We start from the raw sequence: 25,771 nt of genomic DNA on the forward strand, positions 1-25,771 counted from the left end.
GTACGCCACCGCCGAAGCCGACCGGTGGACCCGTCGCCGGTGGGTCGTGGTGGCCTACCGCACCTTGACCTTGAACGGCGCGGACGTCGACCCCGTGGTGGTGGCGCTGCCGGTGTAGGTGGCCACCAGCGTGACCTTTCCCTTCTTCTTGAGCTTCTTGAGCTTGACCTTGGCGACGCCGCCGACGAGGACAGCGGTGCCGACGACCTTCGACCCGATCCGCACGATCACCGTGCCAGCCGGTACGACGCCCGGCGCCGCTACGGTCACCGTCACGACCGGCCTCGAGCCGACCTTGGCCTTCTTCTTGCCCGTCAGGGTCGTCGTCGTCGCGGCCAGCGGTGCGGCGAGCCCGGTGACGCTGTTCGCAGTGACGACCTCGAACGCGACGGTGCGGTTCAGCTGTCCCGCGTCCGGTCCGTCGTCGCTCTGCAGGCTCGGGCGGCGCGCGCTCGAGCGCGCCGTGAACACCGCTCCCTCGTCGCCCGCCTTGAGCGTGTAGGCGGCGGCACCGAGCGGTTGCCCGTTGCGCACCAGCTCGACCGTGCTCGTCAGCGGCGCCGGCCAGGAGGTGTCGACGGCCGTGATGGTCCGGCCGACCTGCGGCACGCCGGTGATCGTCGGGGAGCCGGCGGCGGTCGGCGCACCGGCCGAGCACTGCAGCTTGAGGACCAGGTGGGTCCGTGCGGGCGCGATCTGCATCGCGTCCGTCGTGAACTGGGTGCAGCCCGTGGCGGCCGCCTTGACCTTGTAGAAGCCGGCCTGCACGTCCCACTGGAACATGCCGTCCGCGCCGGTCGTGTCAGGGTTGGACTGGTTGCTTGCGCTCATGATGTCGCTGCCGTTCGGCACGACGTCGAAGGGCCCGGTGGCCTCCTCCGCGCGGTAGAGCGTCACCGTCGCACCGTCGAGCGGCCGGCCCCACTGGTCGGTGACCACGCCGGCCGGGTCGATGTAGATGTTGAACGACGTGCCCGGACCACCGCAGGTCTTCGGGACGTTGGTGGTGATCACGGCGTCGCCGTGGTCCGGGCTGAAGGGGGCGATGTCCGCTTCGTAGACGCCCGGGGCCGTCAGGGTCAGGGGCAGGCTGTTGCGGAGCACCTGGCCGGTCGTGAGCGCCACGGTGTACGTCGGCGTGCTGACACCTTCGCAGCCCATGATCCGCAGGTGGACGGGGTCACCGTAGTAGACCGAGGGCACACTCCCGTCGGCGCCGGCGCCGTTCAGCTGCACGTTGTCCGGCATCGGCACGGGCGCCTGGAGGATCACCACGGGAGCGGTCGTCGTGTCGCCGGTGGTGACGGAGGCGGTCGTGCCTCCGCTGAAGAGGGTGTTGTCGGGAGGCCACACCTCGACGGCGTAGCTGCCGGCGTTGAGCGCGGTGAAGGCGTAGTCGCCGGACGCGTTGGTGTCGGTGTACGAGCACTGGTACGTGCCGGTCCGACACGCCTCGACGTACGCCCCGACGACCGGGGCTCCCCCGACCTTCTGGACGTGGCCGGTCAGTCCGCCCAGGGTGGGCTGGAAGCCGTCGTTGCGGATCTCGAAGTTGTAGCGGCCCGGCTGGGCCGAGTTCTGGGAGCTGGCGACCAGGGCGTGCGGGCCCGCGTCCAGGAGTGCGCCGTTGACGAGGGAGCCTTCGAGCTGGACGTAGGACCCGGGCGCTCCCGTGCCGGCCGAGAAGCCCGCCGCGGCGGACGTCCCACCGAGGCCGTTCGCGCCGTCCGAGGCGTCACCGGTCTCCCAGAGCACCTCGTCGTAGTTGAACCGGACGTCGAAGTCGCCGGCGGTGCGGCCGGAGGCGCCCGTGCGGGAGGTGAGGATGAGCTGGAAGGTGTTGAGCTTGTCGTCGTGCGACTCGTAGTAGCCGACGTCCGCCCAGTTGACGCAGAACGACTTGCCGTCGGCGGAGGCGCCGTAGGTGACGACGTTCGAACCGGTGCCCGTGGTGTCCACGTCGGCGAAGAACGGCGCGATGATCGGCACCGCTGTGGGCCCGTTGAGGGCGCTCGGCGTGTACTCGCTCTGCGGCGACCCGAAGGTGACGTTGCCGTTGTTGTTGACGTAGAGGCTGCTGAACGGGTTGCCGTAGAACTTCACGTCGAACGGGAGCTCCACCTCGTCGCTGGAGCCGTCGTCGTTGGCCGGCAGCACGTTGGCGCGACAGTAGGCCAGGTCGTCCTGCCCGGCGACCTTGCCCAGCTGGCTGACGAACGGCGGGAGCTCGGCGTCCGGCAGCGCCAGGTCGCCACTCGCGGGTACGACGCGGCTGTTGGTCCCGTTCGGGGCGGCCGGCAGGGACGTGCCGCCACCGAGGAAGCGCGCGCTGAACCCGCCGCGCGAGAACCGGAAGGTGACCGTGTCGCCGGCAGCCGGCAGCCGGACCGCGTAGGTGCCCTGGGCGCCGGTGGTAGCGGTACCCACCTGCTGCCACTCCACGGCATCGGCGTCCCACCGGTAGGCGACGACACCTCCGTCGGACAGCGGGTTGTGCATCTGGTCGGTGATCCGACCGGTGGCGACCTGCGCCTGCGCGAGGACCTTGTCCTTCGTCAGCGCGGCCGGCACCGAGGACACCACGAAGGTGCCGGGCGCAGCCGGGCCCGACGGCATGTCGGCGCCCACGAGCCAGGCCGCGGCTGCCGAGGATGCCTCGGCCGGCTCGAAGTGCAGCGTGTACGTCCCGGCCTCGATGCTGCTGAAGGCGTAGACCCCGGAGTCGTCGGTGAACGCGCTGTCCTGGCGGACGAAGGCGCCGGCCGTCTCGTCCCACGCGTACAGCGCGACCTGGGTCTCGGACTCGGGTCCGTTCGGTCCGGTCACCGTGCCGCCGAGGGTCGAGGCCTCCGGCAGCGTGATGTCGGAGAAGGTGTGGTCACCGGCCAGATGGACGTGTTCGAGGCCGGCGGCGTCGAGAGACGCCACGTTGCCGGCGTACCGGGTGCCGTGGCCGGTCGCGGAGGCGCGGACCGTGTACTCGTCCCCGGACCGGATGCCCTCGGCCGCGAAGGTGCCGTCCGGGCCGGTGACGGCGTCGGCGACCCAGTCGCCGTCGTACCAGCCGCCCTCGCCGTCCGGGATCAGTTGGACGACCTGCACCTCGGCGTCGGCAAGCGGGCCGTCGGCGTCGCGCACCTTGCCCGACACCGTCCACTGGCCGGCCGGGTCCAGGACGATCGGCTCGAGCACACCCCCGTCCGCGTCCACGACGATGTCCACGAGGGTGTCCTCGAACTCGACGGGCGCCTGCACCCACAGCTGGTAGCTCCCGGGCACCAGGGTCAGCGAGAAGGCGCCGTCCACGTCAGTGGTGTCGTCGTCGTAGCCCGGGCCCGCGGAGGTCTCGACGTACGCGTCGGAGACCGGGTCGCCGGACCCGTCGACGACGGAGCCGCTCACCGTCTGCGCCGTCGGCGCGAGGGCCAGGACGACGTCCGCGGTCCGGGAGGAGTCGGACACGGTGACCACGCCGTTGCTGTCGAGCCCGGTGGGCGGTTCGGTGGCAGATCCGCTGTAGCCGGTCAGGTAGGCACCGCCGGTGGTGTCCTCGACCGCGACGTAGTAGGACCCGGGCGCGACCGAGAACGAGTAGGACGGGCTCCCCGGCTCGTCCGCCACCGGCGCCCCGTCAATCGGCTCGAACAGGTCGGCGCCCGACTGCCACTGATAGAGGCTCACCCACGCGTCCAGCGGCCCCCCGTCCTCGGTGGTGACGGTCCCGGACAGGGTGAGGTCGGCCAGCGCGGCCTGCTTGTCACGGCCTCCGCCGTCGGCCTTGGGCGTCGTGGCATGGGCCGACGGCACGGCGGTCCCGACCACCGCCAGGCCCGCGAGGGCGAGCAGAAGGGCGAGCAGGCGCGCGAGAACGCGGGAAGGCTGCATGGTTGTCCCCCAGCAGAAGGGCGCCGCGGAGCAGAGGCGCGATGACGGCGGGCCCCACGCCCGCGTCGCCAGTGAACCGGTCGCAAGCGCCCGAGGGCAATGGCCCATCCGGACCACCGGCATGGTCGTTCCTCGTCATTCGGGGCGTCCTCTAGGGTGACCGTGTGCCGATGGTCCTGCGTGCGCTGCTCCTCTCAGCGCTGCTCACGCTCGTACCCGTCGCCATCGGCGTGGCCGTCTCCGGCGACGCCACGCTCTCGCGCGAGCCGGCCCCCTACAAGGGCACTCCCCTGGCCGAGTTCGACACCTCGAAGGCGGTCGTGCAGCGCGCGCCCTTCTGCGACCTGGTGCCCGCGGCGGCGGTGGAGAAGGCGCTCGGCGCCGAGGCCACGCTGGCGGCGTACGACAACGGCGAGCAGTCCGACGCCTTCCCCGTCGGCGACGTCCCCCACGAGTACGGCTGCCGCTTCTCCCCTTCCGACACGACCGACACCACCGACACCACCGACCCCACCGGCACCGCCGCTCCCGTCGAGGCGCGGGGCTGGGTGTTCGCCCCGCCGATCACCACCGACACGGCCCAGGCGATGGCGACGGCGTCGGTCACCAAGGCGTGCACGGCGCTGCCCGCGGCGCCGGCGTTCGGCACCCCGTCGGCGGGCGTGCTCTGCGCGGGCGACGCCGTGCAGACCGTCTCCTTCCGCGGCCTGTTCGGCGACGCGTGGCTGGCCTGCAGCCTGACCCTGCCCGCCGACGTCGCCCAGGACGAGCTCGTCGACCGTGCCGGACGCTGGTGCGTCGCGGTCGCGCAGGCGGCGTCGGTGCCGCTGACCTGATCGATCGGGCACAGTTGCCGGGACTTCGTCCTGACCTGCGCAGCGGCCCTTCAGGGTGGTCCCCCGCCGAGCCGATCGTGTCTCCATGCACGCCCTGCGAAGAGGGACCCTCGGGCTCGCCGGCCTGGCACTGGCCGTCGGCATGCTCGCGCTGCCCGCTGCCGCGGCGCCCGAGCCCGACGTCCCCGGGCTGACCGCCGCCGAGCAGCGGCTGCTGGACTCCGACCCGTCGCTGGACGTGGCCGCGGACGGCACGCTCTACGCCGTCGACGAATGGCAGCCGCCGGCCGACGTGGCCGACGCGACGTCGTCCGACACCCCGCCGCCCGCGGTCGCCCAGACCCTCGCCGCCACCGCGGACGTCCCCACCTTCTCCCTGCACAGCCGCCCCGGCGCTGCCCGCAGCATCTACCTCGACTTCGACGGCGGCAGCCTGCTCGCCACGAACTCGTGGCTCCTCAACGGCCTCAACAGCCTGCTGTTCGGCGGCTGGTCGCTGGACGGGCTCGCGCTGCTGTTCTCCGACGCCGAGCAGACCGTGATCCGCGAGGTGTGGGCCCGCGTCGCCGAGGACTTCGCTCCCTGGGACGTGGACGTGACCACCCAGGAGCCCTTGTACGGCGGCCTGTTCCGGGCCTCGAGCAACGACCCGTCGTACGGCGCCCGGGTGGCGTTCACCAACGACAGCTCGGTGCAGACCCAGCTGTGCGGCGGCGGGTGCGGCGGCATCGCGTGGATCGGCACCTACGACGAGATCGCGTCGAGCGAGCTGCACAGCCCGGCCTGGGTGTTCCCCACCTCCCTGGGCCAGAAGGCGAAGAACATGGCCGACGCGGCGGCGCACGAGGCCGGGCACACCCTGGGCCTCTCGCACGACGGCACCAGCAGCAGCGGCTACTACGCCGGCACCGCCCTGTGGGGCCCGATCATGGGCAGTCCCTACGGCGCGGCGATCACCCAGTGGTCGCGGGGCGACTACTCCGGGGCCAACAACCACGAGGACGACCTCGCCGTGATCGGCGCGCACGGCCTGCCGCTGCGCACCGACGACGCGGGCAGCACCCCCGCGACGGCCGCCGACCTGAGCACGCTGCCCGACGACGGCGGCATCATCTCGACACCGGCGGACAGCGACTGGTACGCGCTGACCAACTGCCTCGGCATGCTCACCGCCACCGCCTCGCCGGCCGGCGTCGGGCCCAACCTCGACGTCATCCTCGAGCTGCGCGACGCCTCCGGCAACGTGCTGGCCTCCAGTGCTCCCCAGACGACCCGGACCTCCGGCGCGATCAGCGGGATGGGCGCCTCCCTCAGCGTCCCCGTCGCAGGCGGTCCCTACTACCTGGCGGTCTCCGGCGGCGGCTCGGGCCCGGGAGGCACCAGCGGCTGGACCACCGTCGGGGGTGGGTACGACGACTACGGCAGCCTCGGCCGCTACCAGCTCCTGATGTCCGGGTGTGCCGGTGGCACCGGAGTGCCCGTGCCCCCGGACACGGAGATCCCCTTCGACCCGTCCGGCACCCCCGATCCCCTGCCCCCCGGGCTGCCCACGTCCCGGCCGGGCACGCCGCACGCTCCCTCCGTGAAGAAGGGCGCCCGGGGCGGCCGGATCACCGTCGACGTGCACTGGACCCCGCCGGCCGACGGCGGCGGCACGATCACCGGCTACGTGCTGCAGGTCTTCCGGCTCGACAGGTCGGGACGGGTGCTGTCGCGCAGCAAGACGGGCGTGCTGTCCGGCCAGGCGAGCGCCGCCGCCGTCCGACTGCCCCGCAAGGGCCGCTGGGCCGTGCGGATCCGGGCCCGCAACGACCTCGGCTGGGGCTCGTACAGCCCGCGCTCGGCGGCCGCGAAGGGACGGTAGGGATTCGGCGCTGAGCTGGTGCGGCGCGCGAAGGACTCACGGTGTCATTTGGCGCTCGCTTCGCTCGCGCATGTCGGGCGCGCTTTTGCGCGTTGCCTTCCTCCGCTGCGCTCGCTGGCGCTCGCTCCGCTCCGTCCAGGCAACGCGGCGCGCCCGACGGAGAAACACTCAGCCGCATCTGGTGCGCTCAGGCATCACGCGCGGCTGAGTCTCGTCGCGCCGCCTGGCAACGGCGCGACGGAAAGAAACGGCTGACTGTGGTGGGCGCACGGACGACATTCGGCTGAATCCCGTCGGGCGCCCCGCGTGATCTGGACTGATATGTAGGTCTTTCCTGTCAAGTGGCAGGGTGAAGCGCCGCCACGGCTGGTTGTCGTGGCGGCGCTTCTGTTCTGGCCTGGGGGTGCCGGTTCGTTGTGAGCGGGTCTGTCGACGCACGTGGTCAGACTGATATGCGCGGGTTGGTTACCGCAGGGCCGCGATTCGGCGGGAGCGCTGCGCTGGTGTCTGAGGTCGAGCGTCACGAACACGGCACGAACAAGGTCGTTGGCCGGTGCGTGGCTCACAGTCCAGGCGCGGGTCGGCTCCAGCACGTTGCTGTCGACGAGTCGGCGGTCCGGGCCAGAAGCTTCAGGGGCCGGGCGTCAGTCGGGCAGTTCAATCGGGCAGGGTGGCCAGGGACCAGCACCAGCCGGCCAGCTCACGCGCGATCGCGGTGCTCGCCACGGTGTGCTTCTTCTTCCGGGCGCTCATCGTGACCCAGCGCTGGTGAAGCCGCTGGTTCCCGGCATGGGCACGCGCACGGGCCGCTGCGGGGGCTTGGTCCCAGCGGGCCTGGAGGGTCTTGCCCACCAGATAGCGACGCTGGTGATGCCAGGCCGCCTCGACCAGCAGCCGTCGGACGTGGGTGTTGCCGGCCTTGGTGATGCTCCCTTGGCGGCGCGACTGGCCGCTGGAGTGCTCGGACGGCACCAGTCCGAGGTAGGCGCCGATGCTGGCACCGGTGAACCGTTCCCAGTCACCGATCTCGACCGCGAGCGCGAACGCGGTCAACGTCGAGACACCGCGCAGGCACCACAGCTTGCGCACGATCGGTGTGAACTCGGACTCGGTAGCCATCGCGGTGATGGTCGCGTCGAGCCGGTCGCGGCGAGCCACCGCGAACGCGACCGCTTCCAGATCGGCCTCATAGGCCGCACGAGTGCCGGCCTGGTGGGGCAGGTCGAACCGGATCCGGCGCAGCCACGCCTCGTGAACGCCGGTCCACGCCCGCCCGCCGTAGTAGACGTGCCCGTGGCGCAGCAGCAGCTTGGACACCCGGTGCCTGGCCCGGAGCAGGTCGACACGAACGTCTTCGCGTGCCCGGACCAGGTCACGCGCGGCCTCTTGGGTCACCGTCGGCACCCGCACGCTGGTGATCTGTCCGACCCGCAACAACTGGGCCAGCAACAACGCGTCCTTGGCGTCGGTCTTGACCCGATCGCCCGAAGGGCGGGTCAGCTTCGAAGGAGCCGCGACCTCGCAGCGGATCCCGGCCGCGGTCAACGCCCGGTACAGCCCGAACCCGGTCGGGCCGGCCTCGTAGGTGGCTGCGACCGGACCAGGCAGGGTCCGCAACCACTTGATGACTTCCTCCTGGGCTGGCACGAGGGTCGTCTTGAACACCTCGCCCGTCACCGAGTCCAGACCGGTCGCCACGACCGACCGTGCGTGCACATCGAGCCCAACACTCGTACGCTCAACAATCACCGGGGCCTCCTTACGACTGTGGATAGGCCGAGCAGGCGGCCCCTGCTCGGTAACCCACGAACATGCGCAAGAGAGGCCCCGGCCCGCAACCACCTCAAACCGAGGCAGTCACCTCATACGGTCTGAGCGGAGCGAGCGACCGAGGAACGAGGGAGCGAGCGCAGCGAGGGAAGATCACGCGTCAAAAGGGCGCCCGACATGCGCGAGCGAAGCGAGCGTCAAACCAACACCGTGAGTCGCTCGCGCGCCGCATCTACCCTGAAGCGTCAGCCTTCCTGCTCTGCCCCACGCCGCCAGCGGATCCCGGCCTCGAGGAAGCCGTCGATCTCGCCGTCGAAGACGGGCTGCGGGTTGCCGGTCTCGTAGCCGGTGCGCAGGTCCTTGACGATCTGGTACGGGTTGAGGACGTAGTTGCGCATCTGGTCGCCCCAGCTCGCGGCGACGTCGCCCTTGAGGTCCTTCTTGAGCGCGGCCTCCTCGGCCTTCTTCTTGGCGAGGAGCTTGGCCTTGAGGACGATCATCGCAGCGGCCTTGTTCTGCAGCTGCGACTTCTCGTTCTGGCAGGAGACCACGATGCCGGTGGGGATGTGCGTGAGGCGGACCGCGGAGTCGGTGGTGTTGACCGACTGGCCGCCGGGGCCACCGGAGCGGAACACGTCGACCCGGATCTCGTTCTCGTCGACCTCGATCTCGTCGGTCTGCTCGAGCTGCGGGACGACCTCGACGGCGGCGAACGACGTCTGGCGGCGGCCCTGGTTGTCGAAGGGGCTGATCCGGACCAGGCGGTGGGTGCCGACCTCGACGGAGAGGGTGCCGTAGGCGTACGGCGCGTGGATCGCGAACTCGGCCGACTTGATGCCGGCCTCCTCGGCGTAGGAGACGTCGTAGACCTCGACGGGGTACTTGTTCCGCTCGGCCCAGCGGGTGTACATCCGCATCAGCATCTCGGCGAAGTCCGCGGCGTCGACGCCACCGGCGCCGGAGCGGATCGTGACGATGGCCTCGCGCTCGTCGTACTCACCGGAGAGCAGGGTGCGGACCTCGAGTCCCTCCACGGCCGTCTTGACCCGGGCGAGCTCGGAGTCGGCCTCGGCGAGGGTGTCGGCGTCGCTCTCCTCGGCGGCGAGCTCGGCGAGGACGCCGAGGTCCTCGATGCGCTGCTGGAGGCCGCGGAACCGCTCGACCTGGCCCTGCAGCGACGAGAGCCGGCCGGTGACGCGGGTGGCGTTGGCCTGGTCGTCCCACAGGTCGGGGGCGGCGACCTGCTCGCCGAGGTCGGCGATCTCACGCTCCATCCTGGGCAGGTCGAGGACCTGCTCGATGGTGTGCATCGTCGCAGTCAGCTGCTTGATCTCGGCGTCGTAGTCGGGGCCTGCCACAAGGAGCAAGGTTACGGCGCGCCGCCGCAAACGCCGAGCCGGGGCGACCACGGGCACCCGCGAAGGTAAAGAAAACGTGAACCCTTCTCACAAAACCGGTGTGGACGCGGTCACAACCTGCTTGAATCCGGCTCACTCCCTCCGCCACACGGTCCCCGTGTCCGTACCTCTCGGGTGGCACCCCCCTCCTGACGGGACGGTGACGCATGCTCCCTGCGCCGATCGACAACACACTCCTGCCCGGTGGCCGCCGACGCGCGGCCCGAGCCTTCCGACGACGGATGGCCTGGCTCAGCGTCCTCGCGACGATCGTCGCGGGGCTGGTCACGACCACCGGCGTCGCGCCCGCGAGCGCCGCGCAGGCCGGCGGCGACGACGCCGTCGCGTGGAACACCGGGTGGGCGTGGACCTACGCGACGACCTTCCGCTACACCGCGGACACGGCGGACGTCACGATCAACGAGAACGTCACCTACACCGTCGCCGGCGTGGAGACGTTCCAGGGACACAGCGCCTACAGGCTGAACATCACCGGCACCATCACCGGCGGCGGAGGCAGTGCCGCGGTGGACGGCATCGGGACCGCGAACCTCAGCAACTTCTCCGGGTCGGTGAGCGGCACGCGGTACGTCCGCCGCTCCGACCTGGCGCTGCTGCAGGAGCAGCAGCACCAGAACCTCAACGCCAAGGCGTCGATCTCGATCATCTCGACCAACATCACCGCAGCGGTCGACCTGGTGATGACGCCCCGCGGTGGCTGGCGGGCCATCGACTTCCCGATCGAGGCCGGGCAGAGCTGGCAGACCGACGTCGACGTCGACTACGACGGCGGCTTCAGCTACAACGCCGGCAGCTACGGGAGCGGGGCCGACACGTTCAACGGCGTGTTCTCCCTCGACGCCCCCGCGAACGTCACGAACGCGACCGCGAGTGTCCCCGCGGGCAACATCGCGACCAGCAAGGTCCACTCGCAGAGCTCCGACGGCTCACTCGTCAGCACCCACTGGTGGTCGCCGAACCACCGCAACGACGCCCAGGAGTACCTCAAGCTCCCGCTCGACGGCGCGACCCTGACCCTGGACCGCAAGCTGTCCAGCGCGACCACCCCCGCCGCGTCGACCACGCTCACCGAGACCATCACGCCGTCGCTGACCTGCGCCGGCGCGGACGTCACCGTCGCCGGCAGGCTCAGCACGGGCACGGCCGGCGTACCGGTCAGCGTCCGTCTCGACAAGTCGCCCCTGTCCCCGGGGCAGGGCAGCACGACGACCACCACCACGACCGCGGGCGGCAACTACGCGGCGACCCTCACCGCGCCGAGCGAGACCGACGGCCTGCAGAAGAGCGGCGTCCGCGGCTCCTGGGGGGTCCTCGTGACCGCCGGTGGCGTCACCACCGTGGCCACGCTCGTCGTGACCCCGAAGAACTGCAGCACCCTCGCGTACGGCGGCGACACCTCCGCCCCGCAGGGCAGCACTGCCACGGTCCGGGCCACGCTGACCGACCGCACCGGCGCGAGCGCGGCCGGGCGCACCGTCACGTTCAGCCTGTCCGGCGGAGCGACGGCCGACGCCACGACCAACGCCTCCGGTGTCGCCGAGACCCAGATCTCCGTGGCGGGACCGCCGCGGACGGCGACCCTGACGGCGTCGTACGCCGGCGACGGCGGCCACGAGGCCGCCTCGACGCAGACCGCCTTCACCGTCGGCACGATCCCGACGACCACCGCCGTCGTCGCCCAGCCGGGCGTGGTGACCATCGGCGACCCGGTCCGGTTCACCGCGACCGTCGCGCCGAGCCATGGCGGCGACCCGGGCGGCACCGTCCTGTTCAACGTCGACGGCGCCGACTTCGGCTCCGCCGTCCCGCTCAGCGGCGGCCAGGCGACCAGCGCCCAGCTCTCGACGCTCGGCCTCGGCTACCACACCGTGATCGCCACCTACAGCGGCACGGCCGACCACACCGGCAGCACCTCGAGCTCGGTCACCTTCCGGGTCCGCGAGCCGCTGCTGGCCACCAGCACCTCCGCGTCGGTCTCTCCCGGCTCGGCGGTCCACGGCCAGCCGGTCACCCTCGCGGCGAGCGTGACCACGGGCGCCGGCACCCCCACGGGTGACGTCGTGTTCACCGTCGGCGGCACCGAGGTCGGCCGCGCCGGCGTCGACACCGACGGCAACGCCTCCACCGTGGTCACCGACCTCCCGGTCGGCTCCAACCAGGTGGTCGCGAGCTACACCGGCGACGACGTGTACGCCGGCAGCACGGCCACCCAGCGCACCGTGAACGTCGCGAGGGCGGCGGTCTCCGTGGCGCTGGCCGGCCCGTCGGGCAGCTCGGTCAGCGGCCAGGCGCTGAGCTACACGGCCACCGTCACGGTCGAGGCTCCGGGCGGCGGTACGCCGGCCGGCCAGGTCCAGCTCCTCGTCGACGGCAGCGAGGTCGGCAGCCCCGTCCCGCTCGACAACGGCGTCGCGGTGTTCGCCCCGGTCACCTCCCTCGGTGCCGGCACCCACACCGTCGAGGCCCGCTACGCCGGCAACGCCGACTACCTCGGCGGCTCCGACCAGCGCGAGCAGGACGTCGACGCCGCCGACACCACCACCGTGGTGCAGGCCTCCCCGTCGCCGTCGGTGCAGGACCAGAACGTCACCCTCACCGCCTCGGTCGCCGCCGTCAGCCCCGGCGCAGGCGCGCCCACCGGCACGGTGACCTTCTACGCCAGCACCGAGTCCCTCGGCGCCGTCCCGCTCGTTGCCTCGGCCTCGGGCAGCGTCGCCACGCTCGACGTCGACGACCTGCCGGCAGGTACGCACCAGCTCACCGCCCGCTACGCCGGCGACGCCGACTACCGCGCGAGCGAGTCGGAGGCCGTGGCCCACTCGGTGATCCCGGGGACCGCGGTGGTGGCGACCACGACCACGCTGACGTCGAGCGCCAACCCGTCGACGTACGGCGCCGGGGTCACCTTCCGCGCGAGCGTGACCGCCGAGGGCGACACCCCGACCGGCACCGTGCAGTTCTCGCTCGACGGCCAGGACCTCGGCGCCCCGGTGGCTCTCGAGGACGGTGTCGCGGTGAGCCCGCCGGTCGACTCCGCGGAGCCCGGCGACCACACCGTGATCGCCAGCTTCGAGGCGGCACCGGGCTTCTCCGGCAGCGGCGACATCCTCACCCAGTCGGTCGGGACCGGGACCGCGGACGTGGCTCTCGCGTCCTCGGCCGCCTCCTCAGGCGTCGGCGAGGGCGTGCAGTTCACCGCCGAGGTCACCTCGGACGGCGGACTCGCCCCGACCGGCTTCGTGCAGTTCTCGGTCGACGGCCACCCGGTCGGCGCCGCAGTCAGCCTGGTGGACGGGGCCGCGACCAGCGCGACCCTCGCCGACCTGGCGCCCGGAAGCCACACCGTCGGGGTCCTCTACTCGGGCGACCTGCGCTACAGCCCCGGCACAGCCGAGCTGACCCAGGTCGTCGGCGTCATCGCGACCACCACCGGGCTCGCCCTCGACCGCGACTTCTCGGTCTACGGCGACGCCGTCACCCTGACCGCGACCGTGACCCCGGCCGAGGGCCGGCTCGGCTCGCCGACGGGCACCGTGCGGTTCACCGAGAACGGGCAGGTCGTCGCGACGGCCACCCTCGCTCCCGGCGCGAACGACACGGCGGTGGCGACCGCGACGGTCTCCGGGCTCGGGGCGGGCAGCCACACGATCAAGGCGGAGTACGCCGGCACCAACCGCTTCGGCGCCAGCACCTCCGGCGCCCGCAGCATCACGGTGGCCAAGCAGCCGACCGCGATCCAGGCCACGCCCGCAGTCGTCTCGCTGACGCCGCTGCTGCTGCCACTCGGCCAGCTCCGGGCGACGGTCACCGCGGGCGGCAACCCCCTGGCCGGCGTACCCCTGGAGTTCCGGGTGGGCACCAGGCTCGTGTGCACCACGGTGAGCGACGAGTCCGGGTTCGCCGTGTGCAACGCGGCGCCCCAGCTCCTGCAGCTCACCCTCGCCGGTGGCTACAACGTGACCTACGCGGGTGACGCCAACCACCTCTCCTCCACGGCGCACGGCGCCCTCCTGAAGTGAGGCGCGCTCCGATGAAAGGAACCTCTGTGCGGCGCATGATCGCGGCCCTCGCGGCCACCACCCTGGGGCTCGGGATCCCTGTCGTCCTCACCTCGTCGGCCTCGGCCGACATCACCTCGCCGGCGGCGAACGCCGTTCTCCGCGGCAACGCGACGCTGGCTGCGAGCGGCGCGAGCGACGGGACCGGCTGCCTCAGCGGAAGCAGCCCGCAGACGACCCTGCAGCTGATCAACAGCGGGGGCACCGTCGTGTTCGAAAGCGTCCAGGGCGGCACCGGCGCCAAGAGCGTGGTCGTGGACACCCACGGCTACGCCAACGGCGCCTACACCGCCCGGGCGATCGAGCGGAAGCGGTCCGGCTTCCTCTACTGCACCAACTCGACCAACACGACCAACCGCTCGGTGACGATCGACAACATCACCCAGATCGCCTACACCGGCGCCACAGAGGGTGCGCAGAACACCTCGGTGAGCGTGTCGGCCAAGCTGACCGACCCCAACCTGGCCGCCTCGGTCCTGCCCGGACGGGTCGTCACGTTCGCCCTGTCCGGCGGTACGTCGGTCAACGCGACGACCAACGCCAGCGGTGTCGCCACCGCGAGCCTGCCGGTGGCGGGCCCGCCGCGGTCCGCCACCGTCACGGCGTCCTTCGCGCAGACGGCCTACTACAAGGGCTCCTCGGACCCGACGTCGTTCGAGGTGAAGAAGAACCCGACCACGACGACGCTCCTCCAGCCCTCACCGGTGGTGCACGGCGAGGCGGTGTCCTTCACCGCCCAGGTCGCGCCCGTCAACGGCACGAGCACGCCGACCGGCACGATCCAGTTCACCGTCGACGGGGACGACTTCGGCGCCCCGGTGACCGTCTCCGGCGGGTCCGCCACCACGCCGCCGACCACCACGCTGAGCACCGGCGAGCACACCATCGGCGCTCGCTACAGCGGCGACGGCAACCTGGTCACCAGCGACGCCGCGGCCAAGCAGCTGACGGTGGGCAAGGCGCCGACCAGCACCGCGCTCACCAGCACCGGGTCCCCCACCGTCAGCGGCCAGGCGGTCACCTTCACCGCCACGGTCGGCGTGGTCTCCCCCGGCGTCGGCGACCCCGCCGGCGGCGTCCAGTTCAACGTCGACGGCGAGCCGTACGGCACCGCCGTCCAGCTGGCCGGCGACGACACCGCGGAGCTCAGCATCAGCAACCTGGCTCCGGGCAACCACACCGTGCAGGCGACGTACAACGGCAATGGCGACCTCGCCACCAGCACCTCGGCCGAGCTCACCCACGGCGTGGACCGCGCCGACACCTCGGTGAGCGTGAGCACCTCGAACGCCGATGCGGTCGCGGGCGAGCCCCTCACCTTCACCGCCGACGTCGCCGTCGTCGGGCCCGGTGCCGGCGACCCGAGCGGCAATGTCCAGTTCTTCGCCGACGGCGACCCGATCGGCTCGCCGGTCCCGCTCAACGGCGGCAGCGTCGTCTCGGCACCGGTGAAGCTGGATGCCGGCGACCACGTGATCACCGCGAACTACGAGGGCGACACCCGCTTCGCCGGCGCCACCGCCTCGCTCGACCAGGAGGTCGCGGCGGCCCACACCTCGACCGAGGTCGAGGTCTCCCCCAGCCCGTCGGTCTTCGGCCAGGCGGTCACCGTCACCGCGACGGTCACCCCGGTCGCGCCGGCCACCGGCGAGCCCGGCGGCGTGGTCCAGTTCACCATCGACGGCCAGCCCGGCGCGTTCGTCACCCTCGCGGGCGGCAGCGCCGAGATCACCACGAGCTCGCTCGCGCGGGGCACCCACCAGGTGAAGGCGACCTACCTCAGCGCCGACCCGAACTTCGTCACCAGCACCTCGCCGGTCGTGAGCCACACGGTCAACAAGGCGGCGACGAAGACCACCGTCACCAGCAGCGCCGCGACCTCTGTCGTCGGGCAGCCGGTGACGTTCACGGCCGCGGTCGGCGCGCTCGCGCCGGGCGCCGGCTCGCCGTCGGGCACCGTCACCTTCACCGACGGGGACACCGTCCTCGGCTCGGCCCCGGTCAGCTCGGCCACCGGAGGGATCGCGTCGATCACCATCGACTCGCTCTCCGTCGGCCAGCACGCCGTGGTCGCGACGTACGACGGCGACGACAGCTTCACCGGGAGCAACGGGTCGGTCGCGCAGAAGGTCCAGCGCGCCCAGACCTCGACCGTCGTCTCGTCGACGACCAACCCGTCGCAGCCGGGTGCCGCGGTCCGCTTCACCGCGACCGTGAGCCCGATCGCGCCGGGCGCCGGCGTCCCCGGCGGCACGGTCCAGTTCAAGGTCAACGGGGCTCCGCTCGGGGCACCGGTGGGCCTCGTCGACGGCGCGGCGACCAGCCCCGACTTCGCGAACCTGTCGCCCGGCACCTACCGGATCTCGGCCGTCTACAGCGGTGAGCCGCGGTTCGTCGCAAGCACCGGCCTGCTCGACCAGGGCAACGGCCAGACCGTCACCAAGGCCGGCTCGGCGACCGAGCTGGTCTCCGACGACGCCGAGGCGGACGCCGGGCAGACGGTGACCTTCACCGCCACGGTCCGTGCGGTCGCCCCGGCCACCGGCAGGCCGACCGGCGTGGTGCAGTTCTGGGACGGCACCACCCTGCTCGGCGCGACCAGCCTGGCGCCCGCCTCCGAGGCGAGCACCAGCACCGCCACCTTCGCCACGGCCACGCTGGCCCCCGGCGCGCACGAGATCCGGGCGTCGTACGGCGGCAGCGTCACCTTCGAGGGCTCCACCGAGTCCACCTCGCAGCTGGTCGGAGCCGGCGTCACCGTCGTCGGGATCGTGTCCAGCGCCAACCCGTCGACGTACGGCGACCGGGTCACGCTGACCGCGACCGTGGCCGACGGCGCCCCGGCTCCGGGCACGCCCACCGGGACGGTGACCTTCCGGTCCGGCGGCAACGTCATCGGCACGGTGCCGCTCGCCACGGTCGAGGGCCAGCAGCGGGCGACGCTCGACGTCGACGGCCTGGCCGCGGGCAGCTACACGCTGACGGCCACCTACTCGGGCGACGCCACCCGGGCGGGCGCCACCTCGCCCGAGCTGAGCCAGGTCGTGAAGCGGGCGGCCACCCACCTCGACGACCTCAGGGTGATCACGACCGACCTGTTCTCACCCCGTCAGGTCACGGCGGTCCTGCGCGGGCCGGGCAACGAGCCGATCGCCGGGCAGACCCTGGTGTTCTCGACGAACACGACCGTCTCGGCGGGCTACCTCGAGCTGTGCCGGGCGGTCACGGACGTGAACGGCCGCGCGCAGTGCAAGGTGCCGCCGGCAGCCCCGGCGTACCTGAACACCGACGGGTTCACCGCGACCTTCGGTGGCAATGCGGACTACCTGCCGACCACCGACCACGGCGGCGGCCGCTGATCGTCAGCAGGTCCAGCAGCGAGGGGCGCGTCCACACCGGGCGCGCCCCTCGTCGTGTGCCGTGGGTGCCTAGGCCTCCTTGACGTCGATCGAAGCGAGCATCTGCTCGATCAGCTGGTCGCCGTCGGCGAGGCCGGCCGGCACCTTGAACTGGAGCAGGAAGACCCGGTCACCGACCACCGCACCGACGACGTAGTGGTGGAGGTCGTCGGTGCGACCGTCGAGCACGAAGCACTCCACCCCGTCCAGGACCCGGTTCGCGACCCGCTTCGGCGCCGCCGGCTCCGTGGACAGGGTCCGCTCGAAGGAGTCCCCCTTGTCGTCGGTGTCGCGCCCGGGCAGGTTGGGAGCGTCCACCAGGCCCACGCTCAGGGTTGCGCCCGTGTCCGAGGGAAGGAGGGCGACCACGTTCACCGCGGTGTCGGTCACCCGCCAGTCCGGCGAGTCGGTCAGCCGCATGCTCACCGTGGCGACGCCGATCTCCTTGCCCGTGGCGGGCACCACCGACGGCGTCTCCGACGCGGACGACGTGTCCGACGACGTGGCACTCGGGGTGCTCCCGGCACCGCCCGTCGCGCTCGCCGAGGGCGTGCTGCCGCCGGCGTCAGGGTCGTCGTCCGTGCATGCCGCCAGGCCGAGCACCAGCACCGCTGCCGGCACCAGTCGCAGCACCCGAGAGATCGTCACCACTGCGCTCCTGTCACGATGGGAGTCCTCAGTGTGACATCACCGTTTGGGCGGCATCGGGGCTGGGTAGCCGTCCGGGCGTCGACCATCCTCGGGACCACGAAGGACAATGCCCATGCTTCCCGACGCACCTGCTTCAACTCCGATCTTCGCGCCCATCTTCACCGCGCCCATCCTCGCCGGCGTCGAGAGCGCGGTGCTGTTCGTCCTCCAGACCGAGGTCGCGGCGGTCCACAAGATCCTCACCGAGCAGATCACGGCGCTGCAGAACCTCGACTTCCCCGACAAGGGTGCCGTGCCGGCCGGGTCCTACGGGCAGGGCCACGAGTCGTACGTCCTCGCGACCGAGCACAAGCGCGCCCACGGCGTCATCGTCGACTCGCTCGTCGAGATGCGCGCCGACCTCGGCGCCTTCCAGGACGCGATCCTCGCGGCGCAGGCCGTGATCGGCGAGACCGACGAGCAGGCCGAGACCGACCTCCAGAAGGCCCTGGCCCGCACCCAGGGTCTCGACCTCGGCGTGAACACCGACAACGACGACGACGGGGTGAACTACTGATGGGCGAGCAGCATCTCAACGACCTCAAGCGCCGCCGGTATGGCATGTACAGCGACGACATCTTCGACGCCCAGTCCTCCTGGTTGGCAACCTCGGACTCGCTGGTCCTGATCCACGACGCGCTCGACGACGCCGCCAAGGCCATGCCCAACAAGAAGATCGGCGGCGAGGCGATCCTCGAGAAGGCGAGGATCGCGTTCGAGGAGGCAGCCAAGCGGGTCGGCCAGCGGCAGGTCCAGATCTCGGGCGTCGCCACCGCTCTCGGCGGCGCCTACCCGGCGATGGTCGCCGTCGAGGAAGCCGCGGACGGCGCGCCCAAGGTCACCGCGACCGACCCCGGCCCGGCCCCCGGCAAGGACGCCACCACGCAGGAGATGAACGACTGGACGGCCAAGAAGCTGGAGTACGACAAGCAGACCGGCGCGGTCGACACCGCCGACAGCCAGGCTCGGGTGAAGGTCGAGACCCTGCTCAAGGAGTACGCCACCACCGTCACCGCGCTGCAGAAGATCGAGGGCCAGCCCAAGGTCCCGGAAAACAACGGCGGCGGCGACCCCGGCCCCGGTGGTCCGCGCTACCAGCTGCCGCCGCGCTCGACGCCGGTCGGCACCTGGATCGGCACCGACGACCCGGACGACGACGGCACCCACATCCCGAAGGATCCCCGCGACCCGGACTACCCGGACTATCCGGACTACCCCGGCTACCCGGGGGGCCACGTGCCCGGTCAGCCCGGCTACACCCCCGCGGCGCCCCCGATCGACACCTTCACCCCGACCCTGCCGCACGCGCCGGAGGGTGGCGGCGGTGGCGGCGTCGGACCTGCGGTCCTCGGCGCCGGGGCGGCCGGCGTCTTCGGCGCTCCCGGCCTGGCCCGCGGCCTGCGCAGCCTGGTCGGCGGTCGTGGGCTGAGCGGCAGCAGCGTCGGCGCGATCGGCTCCAGCAGCCGCGCGGGTGCGCCCGGCTCGCTGGGTCGTGCCGGCGCCGGTACGCCGGGCAGCCCGGTCGGGCGCGGCACGGGCCGCGGTGGCGGCACTGGCCGTGGCGGACGCGGCGGCGCCGGTGGTCGTGGCACCGGTGCGGCGGGCGCGGCCGGTGGCCGCGGCCGGCGTCGTGGCGACCAGCAGGACGGTCAGGACCGCGACCTGTTCGACGACGGCGAGGAGTGGATCGACGACGAGGGCGCCACGCCCGGCGTCCTCGACTGACCCGCACCAGCCCAGCACACGAACGACGCCCCGGCCGCATCGGCCGGGGCGTCGTTCGTCGTCACACCTCGCTCAGCAGCTCGACGCGTGCTTCGCCTTGGCCGAGGCGAGATCGGCGTCGGCCTTGGCGAGACCGAGCTGGGCCGCGGCCACCGCCGACCGTGCCTTCGCGAGCTTGGCCTTGAGCTTGGCGACCTTCGCCTTCTTGCCCAGCTTCTTCGCCGCCTTCTTCTTGGCCTTCAGCTTGGTGACCTTGGCCTTGGCCTGGACCAGGGCGGCGGTCGCGTCGGCCTGAGCGACCGTGGCGGCCGCGAGGGCGGTGCTGGCGGTCCCGCAGCCCGGGCTCTGCGCCGCCGAGAGGACGAGGACCGGGGCCGAGAACGCCGAGCCGTCTAGGTAGCCCGCCCGCTTCGCGGTCACCTTGACCGTCAGCTGCTGGCCGGCCGCGGAGGAGGGGACGACGAGGAAGACGCCGGTCCCGATCGGCTGGGCCGACCCGGAGCGGTACCACTCGACGTCGTATCCGGACGCGTCGGCGGGCCACGGGTTCCAGGCGCCGACGCTGGCCCCGATGAGGTCGCCGACCTTCGGCAGGCCCGACCCGGGGGCGAGCAGGATCTCCGGCGCCCGGACGTTCTGGACCGCGGTCGTCCCGGGCGTCTCGATCGTCACGTCCGCGGAGTGGGCGACGGCGTCGGTGTAGCCCGCCTTCTTCGCGGTCACCTCGACACTGAGCTTCTTGCCGGCGGTACCGGCCGGGACCACCAGCTCCTTGGCCGTGCCGACGGGGGTAGCACTGCCCTCGACGAGCCAGCGGTAGTCGAAGTCGTCGGGACCGGCGGGCCAGACACCTTCCCAGGCGACGACCGTCGCGCCCGGGATCGCCTTGCCGTAGACCGCGGGCGCGGACACGGCGTGCAGGGTGCCCTCGGCGACGACGTCGCTGGGGTCGGAGGTCGCCTCGCCCGACGTGTAGCCGTCCTTGGCCGCGACAGCCTTGACCGTGAGCGTCTTTCCGGCGGCCGCCGGCGGGACGAGGACGAACAGCTCGGTGCCGGTGTGGAACGGCTGCGACGCCCCGGCGACGAACCACTGCAGCGTGACGCTGTCCGGCTGCGCACTCCACACACCCGGATGGGCGCCGACCACCTGGCCGACCTCGGGGTCCGGGGTGATCGCCGGGGCGACGAGGTTCTCGACCACCTGCGTCCCGCCGGCCGCGAGGACCGGGCCGCGCGGAGCCGAGTACGCGTACGCGTCGGTGAGCCCCGGCTTGCTGCCCTTGACGACGACCGACAGCATCTCGCCCTCGGCATCCGCCGGGATCTCCAGGCTGGTCCCGGTCCCGTTGGGAATGGGGGTCTCGGAGCCGGAGCGGTACCACTCGACCGTCTTCGTGACGTCGCCCGGATCCCAGGTGCCGGTGTTCACGGTGACGGTCGCGCCGACCTGGAGGGTGCCCTCGATCGACGGCGCGGTGAGGTTCTTGACCGGGTTCGCGGGCGCGGTGACCGACACCGGCTCGGAGGAGACGACCGCGTCGTCGTACGCCGGCTTGGTGGTGGTGACCTCGACGGTCAACTCCTTGCCGGCGGCGGCTGCCGGGACGACGAGCGTCTTGCCCGTGCCGACGGAGGCGCCGTCGACGATCCAGCGATAGCTGGTGGTGGCGGGCGCCGGGAACCAGGAGCCGGGCCACGCCTCGACGGTGCCACCCACGACGGGCGAGCCGAAGATCGCGGGCTCCTCGACGTTGTGCAGCGTGCCCTTGACGACGACGTCGGAGCTGGCAGAGGTCGCGGTGGCGTCATCACGCCCGGCCTTGTGGGCGGTGACCTTCACCGTCAGGGTCTCGCCGAGCGCCTCGGGCGGGACCGGGACGGCGAGGTCGGAGCCGGTGTGGAACGGCGTGGACGACCCGGAGCGGAACCACTCCGCGGTGATCGAGTCGGGCTCCGAGCTCCACACACCCGGGTGGGCCAGGGCGAGCGCGCCCACCGCGGGGTGCTCGCTGATCGCCGGCTTCGCGACATTGGTGAGCGGTGCCTCGCCCGGGGCGGCCACGGTGACCGGGTCGGACGTCGCGGCCCCGTCGTTCCACTCGGCCTTCGAGACGGTCACCTCGACGGTGATCGCCTTGCCGGCGGCCGAGGCGGGGACGACGAGGTCCTTGGCCGTGCCGATCGGCGCGGCGGTGCCGGCCTCGAACCAGCGGTAGGCGTAGGTGTCGGGAGTCTCGGACCAGGAGCCCTCCCAGGCGGCCAGCGTGCTGCCGACCTCCGGCGTACCGAAGATCGCGGGCTTCGCGTAGGCGATCGGCGTCCCGGCGAGGACGGGTGCGCTCGGCTTCGAGACCACGGTGGTCGGCGTACGGCCTGGCGCGGTGGCGGTCGCCGAGACCCGCAGCTTCTCGCCGAGTGCCTCGAACGGGACCATGAGCACAGACCCGGTCCCGAGCGGGTCGGTCGAGCCCTCGCGGTACCAGGTCAGCGTCACCGTGGCGTCGCTCGGGGTCCAGAACCCGGGGTGCGCGAACGCGGGCCGGCCCACGGTCGGGCCGTCGTCGGGCACCGCCGGATCATCGAAGATCACCGGCGGGACGCCGTTCTTCACCGGCGTCGGGTCGACCGCGTGCGCGGCCGGCGAGGTGGCCGCGGACACGGCCACCAGGCCCAGCAGGGCCACGGCCGCGGCCAGCAGCATCGACAGCAACCGCCGGAACACCGGCACAGCCGGACGGCTGCGCGCCGCCCCCAGGAAATGCGGACGCATCAATCGACTCCCCATAAGTCGTTTCGTGCCCGAGGGCACAGGATTCGCGCAGAGTACCGACTGATCCCGCGCTCTGGTGGCGGTTCAACGAAACCGGTGTGCGGAGGTCACTCGGCTCGGTCGGCCTCGGGATCGACCACGGCGGAGCCGACCGCCCGGACCGTCGGGTCCGTGGGGGCGCCCGGGAGGTGGAGCGGCAGGTCGACCGGGGCGACCAGCTCGACGACCAGCCGGTCGCCGTCGACACGGACCGTCGCGCGCAAGCCCGGATGGTCGGCCGCGGCACCGCTGTCGCGCAGGTAGGACCGGACCGCCGTCTCCGCCTCGGCCCGCGAGATCGCGAGGTCGCCGGTGGCCAGCCCGCCGCCGTACGCGTCGGAGCCCTGGGCCCCGAGGTCGGCGCCCTGCAGCGCGGCACCGTCGGCGAGCGCGTCGAGGCGCTGACGGGCGAGGTAGGCCGCACTCGCGTCGACCACGACCGCCACGAGCAGCAGCACGATCGCGGCGAAGGCGAGGACGAGCGGGATCGAGCTGCCGCGCTGGTGCCGGGTCATGGTCGGGTGACCTCCTGGTAGCGACCGATCGGGACGGTCTCCTCCGCGTCGAGGGCGAACCGCGGTCGACCGAGGCCGAACAGGTCGGGCAGCAACGGCAGGTCGACGGCCGACGCGACGCGCACGGTGATGACGGAGGTCCCGGTGTGGCAGGCGCGGGGGTACGGCGAGCAGGTGACCGTGACCTCGAGCGGCACGTCGCGCAGCCCCTGGTCGGCGAGCGCCTGCTGCGCGACGGCACGGGCCCGCTGCTCACCGGCCGCGTCGTCTGGGGCGAGCGCGTAGGCGCGGGCCGCCGCCCGGGCCGCGCCGCTGACCCCGAAGGAGCCGCGCTGCACCTCGGACACCGACAGCACCACCCACAGCAGCGGCAGCAGGAGCAGCAGGCCCAGCCACACCATCTCCACCAGGCCGCTCCCCCGCTCGCTCCCGGTGCTCACCGCGGATCCTCCTCGATCGCCCGGCCGGTCACGGTCATCGCGACCGCGGGCCCGCCGATGCCGAGCGCGGGCACCTCGGCGCGCACCACGATCTCGATGCCGGGGGCGCCGTCGACCTGGACCCGGTGCACCTCGACGTCCTCGGCGTAGCGCCCCGCCAGGGCATCGGCGATCTGGGCGCGGGTCCGCGCCACCCCGTCGCCGGGCTCGCGGTCCGCGGTCGCCGCCAGCCGCGCACCCTCGGACGCGGCGGCGGCGAGCGTGGCGCGCACGTGGAGCACGAGCGCCACCTGGATCAGGCCGAGCACGAGCGGCACGAGGATCAGCGAGACCAGGGTGAAGTCGACCAGGGCCGAGCCCCGATCCGTCCTCGCGTGGCGGGTCACCGCACGGAGTCGAGTGCGGACTGCAGGATCCCGACCAGCTGCGGCTGGGCGATGCCCCACAGGGCCACGCCGATCGAGATCGTCATGATCGTGATCAGCACCCAACCGGGCACGTCGCCTCGCTGGTCGTGGGGTCGCATGGCGGATCCAGGCTTAGGTCGTCGATGCACGGTGGTTCCTTCCCGAGATGGCACGGATTCAGTAGCTGAGGGACAGCCCGATCAGGCCGGGCCAGAAGGCGAAGAGCACGGTCGTGGGCATCACCAGGAACACGACGGGCACCATCATCGCGATCTCCTTGCGGGACGCCTGCTCGATCAGCTCGCGACGTCCGGCCTCGCGGACGTCGGCCGCCTGAGCGTGGAGGACCTCGGCCAGCGGGGTGCCGCGCTCGATCGCGACGGCGATGCCGTGGGCGAAGCGGGCGACGACGGACAGTCCGGTGGTCGCGGCGAGGCGGTCGAAGGCGTCGGCGACCGGCTCGCCGGTGCGGACCCGGGCGAGCACGTCGCCGAGCTCACGGGACAGCTCGCCCCCGCTGCGCCGCACCACCCGGTCGAGCGCACCGACCGGGCCCTCGCCCGCCGCGACGCTGAGGGCCAGCAGCTCGGCGACCGTCGGGAACTCGGCGAGCATCGCGGCCTCCCGCCGGCGCACCTGCGCACTCAGCCGGTTGTCGCGCAGCAGCACGCCGCAGGCGAAGGCGCCCACGCAGGCCAGCAGGAGGGGCAGCGGTGAGCTGGGACGGGTCCAGGTGCGGAGCACGCCGTACGCCGCGGCGATCGCGAACCCGACCAGGCCCCACTGCACCTGCTGCACGCGGAACTCGTGGAGGCTCAGCGACGAGGCGGACCGGGCCAGCCGGCGCCGGACCGAGGGGGCGCCCCCGACCACGCGCTCGACCCCGTCGGCGGCGCGGCGCAGCAGGGGGCCGAGCAGGAGGGTGGCCGTCGAACGGGCGCTGGCCGGGGTCGTCGTACGGCGGGCGGGGGTGAGGTCGCGGACGTAGGGCAGCACCCGGTCCTCGAGCCGCGGGCGGCGGATCGCCACCGCGCGGGTGGCGACGAGGGCGAGGCCGAGACCGGCGACGAGGCCGAGCAGTGCGCCGGTGACCGCGGGGTTCAACGGAGGATCCGTCGCTCGGCGGGGAGACGGCCGAGCCGCATCATCAGCCGGTAGGCGACAACGCACGTCGCCGCGCCCACGGCGAGGACGACCGCGCCGGCCGCGGACTGGTAGCGCTCGATGACCGTCGGCTGGGTCGACATCACCAGCAGCACGACCCACGGCGCCGCGACCGCGACCCGGGCGCCGTTGACCGCCCAGGACTGGCGGGCCTCGAGCTCGGCGCGGGTGCGCAGGTCGTCACGCAGGTAGCCCGACAGGTTGCGCAGCAGCCGGCCGAGCTCGCCGCCGCCGACCTCGCGGGCGATCCGCAGGCCCTCGACGACGCGGTCGCCGACCGGGTCGGCCAACCGGTCCCTGAGCCGGTCGAGGCAGTCTCCGAACCGGCCCGAGACCTGGTAGTCGAGGGCGAACGCGTCGAAGGCCGGTCGCAGCGCGTCGGGGCCGCGGACGGCCAGCGCGGCGACCGCGTCGGGCAGCGACATCCCCGCACGTACGGCGGAGGCGAGGTCGTCGACCGCCTCCGGCCAGACCTGCGCGAACTCGCGCCGGCGGCGTCGTACGCGACCGGCGACGACGGCCCACGGCAGGTACGCCGCCGCCGCGGCCAGGACCACGGCGATCGGCACGGTTCGGGTGAGGCCGAGGACGAGGACGAAGCCCGCGACGCCTGCGCCGACCGACAGCAGGGCCAACGAGCGGGGCGCGACCTCGCGCAGCCCGGCCTCGGCGAGCAGCCGCTCGGCCCGGCCTTCGGAACGGGGCGCGCGCTCGGCCTGCGGCCAGCGGAACGCGGCCCACAGCAGCAGGCAGCCGAGCCCGAACCCCAGCCCGACCAGCGCACCCACGT

At 72.7% G+C, this 25,771-nt stretch carries 17 protein-coding genes; 6 read left to right on the top strand and 11 right to left on the bottom strand.

The features are described from left to right. Window positions 1–54: 54 nt before the first annotated feature. Window positions 55–3,885 carry a carboxypeptidase regulatory-like domain-containing protein gene (locus QI633_RS19760; RefSeq protein WP_282426804.1) on the bottom strand — a complete coding sequence of 1,277 codons (3,831 nt, stop codon included), beginning with the start codon at window positions 3,883–3,885 and terminating at the stop codon, window positions 55–57. A gap of 170 nt (window positions 3,886–4,055) precedes the next feature. On the opposite strand from QI633_RS19760, the gene QI633_RS19765 reads away from it, so the two are divergent. Both QI633_RS19765 and QI633_RS19770 read left to right on the top strand, forming a co-directional pair. Continuing rightward, window positions 4,056–4,721, top strand: coding sequence for a hypothetical protein (locus tag QI633_RS19765; protein WP_282426805.1), 666 nt, complete (start codon window positions 4,056–4,058; stop codon window positions 4,719–4,721). A gap of 85 nt (window positions 4,722–4,806) precedes the next feature. Next, window positions 4,807–6,585: a M12 family metallo-peptidase gene (locus QI633_RS19770; protein ID WP_282426806.1), complete on the top strand. Its 1,779-nt coding sequence runs from the start codon at window positions 4,807–4,809 to the stop codon at window positions 6,583–6,585. A gap of 657 nt (window positions 6,586–7,242) precedes the next feature. Here the strand turns inward: QI633_RS19770 and QI633_RS19775 are convergent. Continuing rightward, a complete protein-coding gene (locus QI633_RS19775) occupies window positions 7,243–8,334 on the bottom strand; it encodes an IS110 family transposase (RefSeq protein WP_349016699.1) in 1,092 nt (363 codons plus the stop codon). Between the two features lie 266 nt (window positions 8,335–8,600). Next, on the bottom strand, window positions 8,601–9,713 hold the full coding sequence (gene prfB, locus QI633_RS19780; RefSeq protein ID WP_141797802.1) for a peptide chain release factor 2: 1,113 nt from the start codon (window positions 9,711–9,713) through the stop codon (window positions 8,601–8,603). A 206-nt stretch (window positions 9,714–9,919) separates the two neighbouring features. On the opposite strand from prfB, the gene QI633_RS19785 reads away from it, so the two are divergent. Next, window positions 9,920–13,792, top strand: a complete 3,873-nt coding sequence (locus tag QI633_RS19785) for an Ig-like domain repeat protein (RefSeq protein ID WP_282426807.1) — start codon at window positions 9,920–9,922, stop codon at window positions 13,790–13,792. Window positions 13,793–13,827: 35 nt separating this feature from the next. Further along, a complete protein-coding gene (locus QI633_RS19790; RefSeq protein ID WP_282426808.1) occupies window positions 13,828–17,190 on the top strand; it encodes an Ig-like domain-containing protein in 3,363 nt (1,120 codons plus the stop codon). Window positions 17,191–17,259: 69 nt separating this feature from the next. Here the strand turns inward: QI633_RS19790 and QI633_RS19795 are convergent, their stop codons facing one another. Beyond that, window positions 17,260–17,877: a hypothetical protein gene (locus tag QI633_RS19795; protein ID WP_282426809.1), complete on the bottom strand. Its 618-nt coding sequence runs from the start codon at window positions 17,875–17,877 to the stop codon at window positions 17,260–17,262. Between the two features lie 115 nt (window positions 17,878–17,992). Here QI633_RS19795 and QI633_RS19800 point away from each other — a divergent pair, with 115 nt between their 5' ends. Together QI633_RS19800 and QI633_RS19805 are read left to right on the top strand one after the other, a co-directional pair. Beyond that, a complete protein-coding gene (locus QI633_RS19800; protein WP_141797798.1) occupies window positions 17,993–18,436 on the top strand; it encodes a hypothetical protein in 444 nt (147 codons plus the stop codon). Next, entirely contained in the window at window positions 18,436–19,644 is a 1,209-nt protein-coding gene (locus tag QI633_RS19805; RefSeq protein ID WP_282426810.1) for a hypothetical protein, read from the top strand. Before QI633_RS19800 ends, QI633_RS19805 begins: the two co-directional genes overlap by 1 nt. Before the next feature lie 72 nt (window positions 19,645–19,716). Here the strand turns inward: QI633_RS19805 and QI633_RS19810 are convergent, their stop codons facing one another. The 7 genes from QI633_RS19810 to QI633_RS19840 form a co-directional block, all read right to left on the bottom strand. Continuing rightward, entirely contained in the window at window positions 19,717–22,416 is a 2,700-nt protein-coding gene (locus QI633_RS19810; protein ID WP_282426811.1) for a hypothetical protein, read from the bottom strand. A 107-nt stretch (window positions 22,417–22,523) separates the two neighbouring features. Beyond that, window positions 22,524–22,970 (bottom strand): pilus assembly protein TadG-related protein, encoded by a 447-nt coding sequence (locus tag QI633_RS19815; protein WP_282426812.1) that lies wholly within the window; start codon window positions 22,968–22,970, stop codon window positions 22,524–22,526. Continuing rightward, a complete protein-coding gene (locus QI633_RS19820; RefSeq protein WP_282426813.1) occupies window positions 22,967–23,410 on the bottom strand; it encodes a hypothetical protein in 444 nt (147 codons plus the stop codon). Before QI633_RS19820 ends, QI633_RS19815 begins: the two co-directional genes overlap by 4 nt. Beyond that, window positions 23,407–23,796, bottom strand: a complete 390-nt coding sequence (locus tag QI633_RS19825; protein ID WP_282426814.1) for a TadE/TadG family type IV pilus assembly protein — start codon at window positions 23,794–23,796, stop codon at window positions 23,407–23,409. Before QI633_RS19825 ends, QI633_RS19820 begins: the two co-directional genes overlap by 4 nt. Beyond that, window positions 23,793–23,936 carry a hypothetical protein gene (locus QI633_RS19830; protein WP_282426815.1) on the bottom strand — a complete coding sequence of 48 codons (144 nt, stop codon included), beginning with the start codon at window positions 23,934–23,936 and terminating at the stop codon, window positions 23,793–23,795. The genes QI633_RS19825 and QI633_RS19830 overlap by 4 nt, the downstream gene beginning before the upstream one ends. A 58-nt stretch (window positions 23,937–23,994) precedes the next feature. Further along, complete coding sequence (locus QI633_RS19835) at window positions 23,995–24,921, bottom strand: type II secretion system F family protein (RefSeq protein WP_282426816.1); 927 nt, start codon at window positions 24,919–24,921, stop codon at window positions 23,995–23,997. Next, the gene (locus tag QI633_RS19840; protein WP_282426817.1) at window positions 24,918–25,769 is read right to left on the bottom strand and encodes a type II secretion system F family protein; all 852 of its coding nucleotides are present in this window, start codon (window positions 25,767–25,769) and stop codon (window positions 24,918–24,920) included. The genes QI633_RS19835 and QI633_RS19840 overlap by 4 nt, the downstream gene beginning before the upstream one ends. Window positions 25,770–25,771 lie beyond the last annotated feature (2 nt).

The organism is Nocardioides sp. QY071 (assembly GCF_029961765.1).
In the GTDB taxonomy this organism is placed as follows: domain Bacteria; phylum Actinomycetota; class Actinomycetes; order Propionibacteriales; family Nocardioidaceae; genus Nocardioides.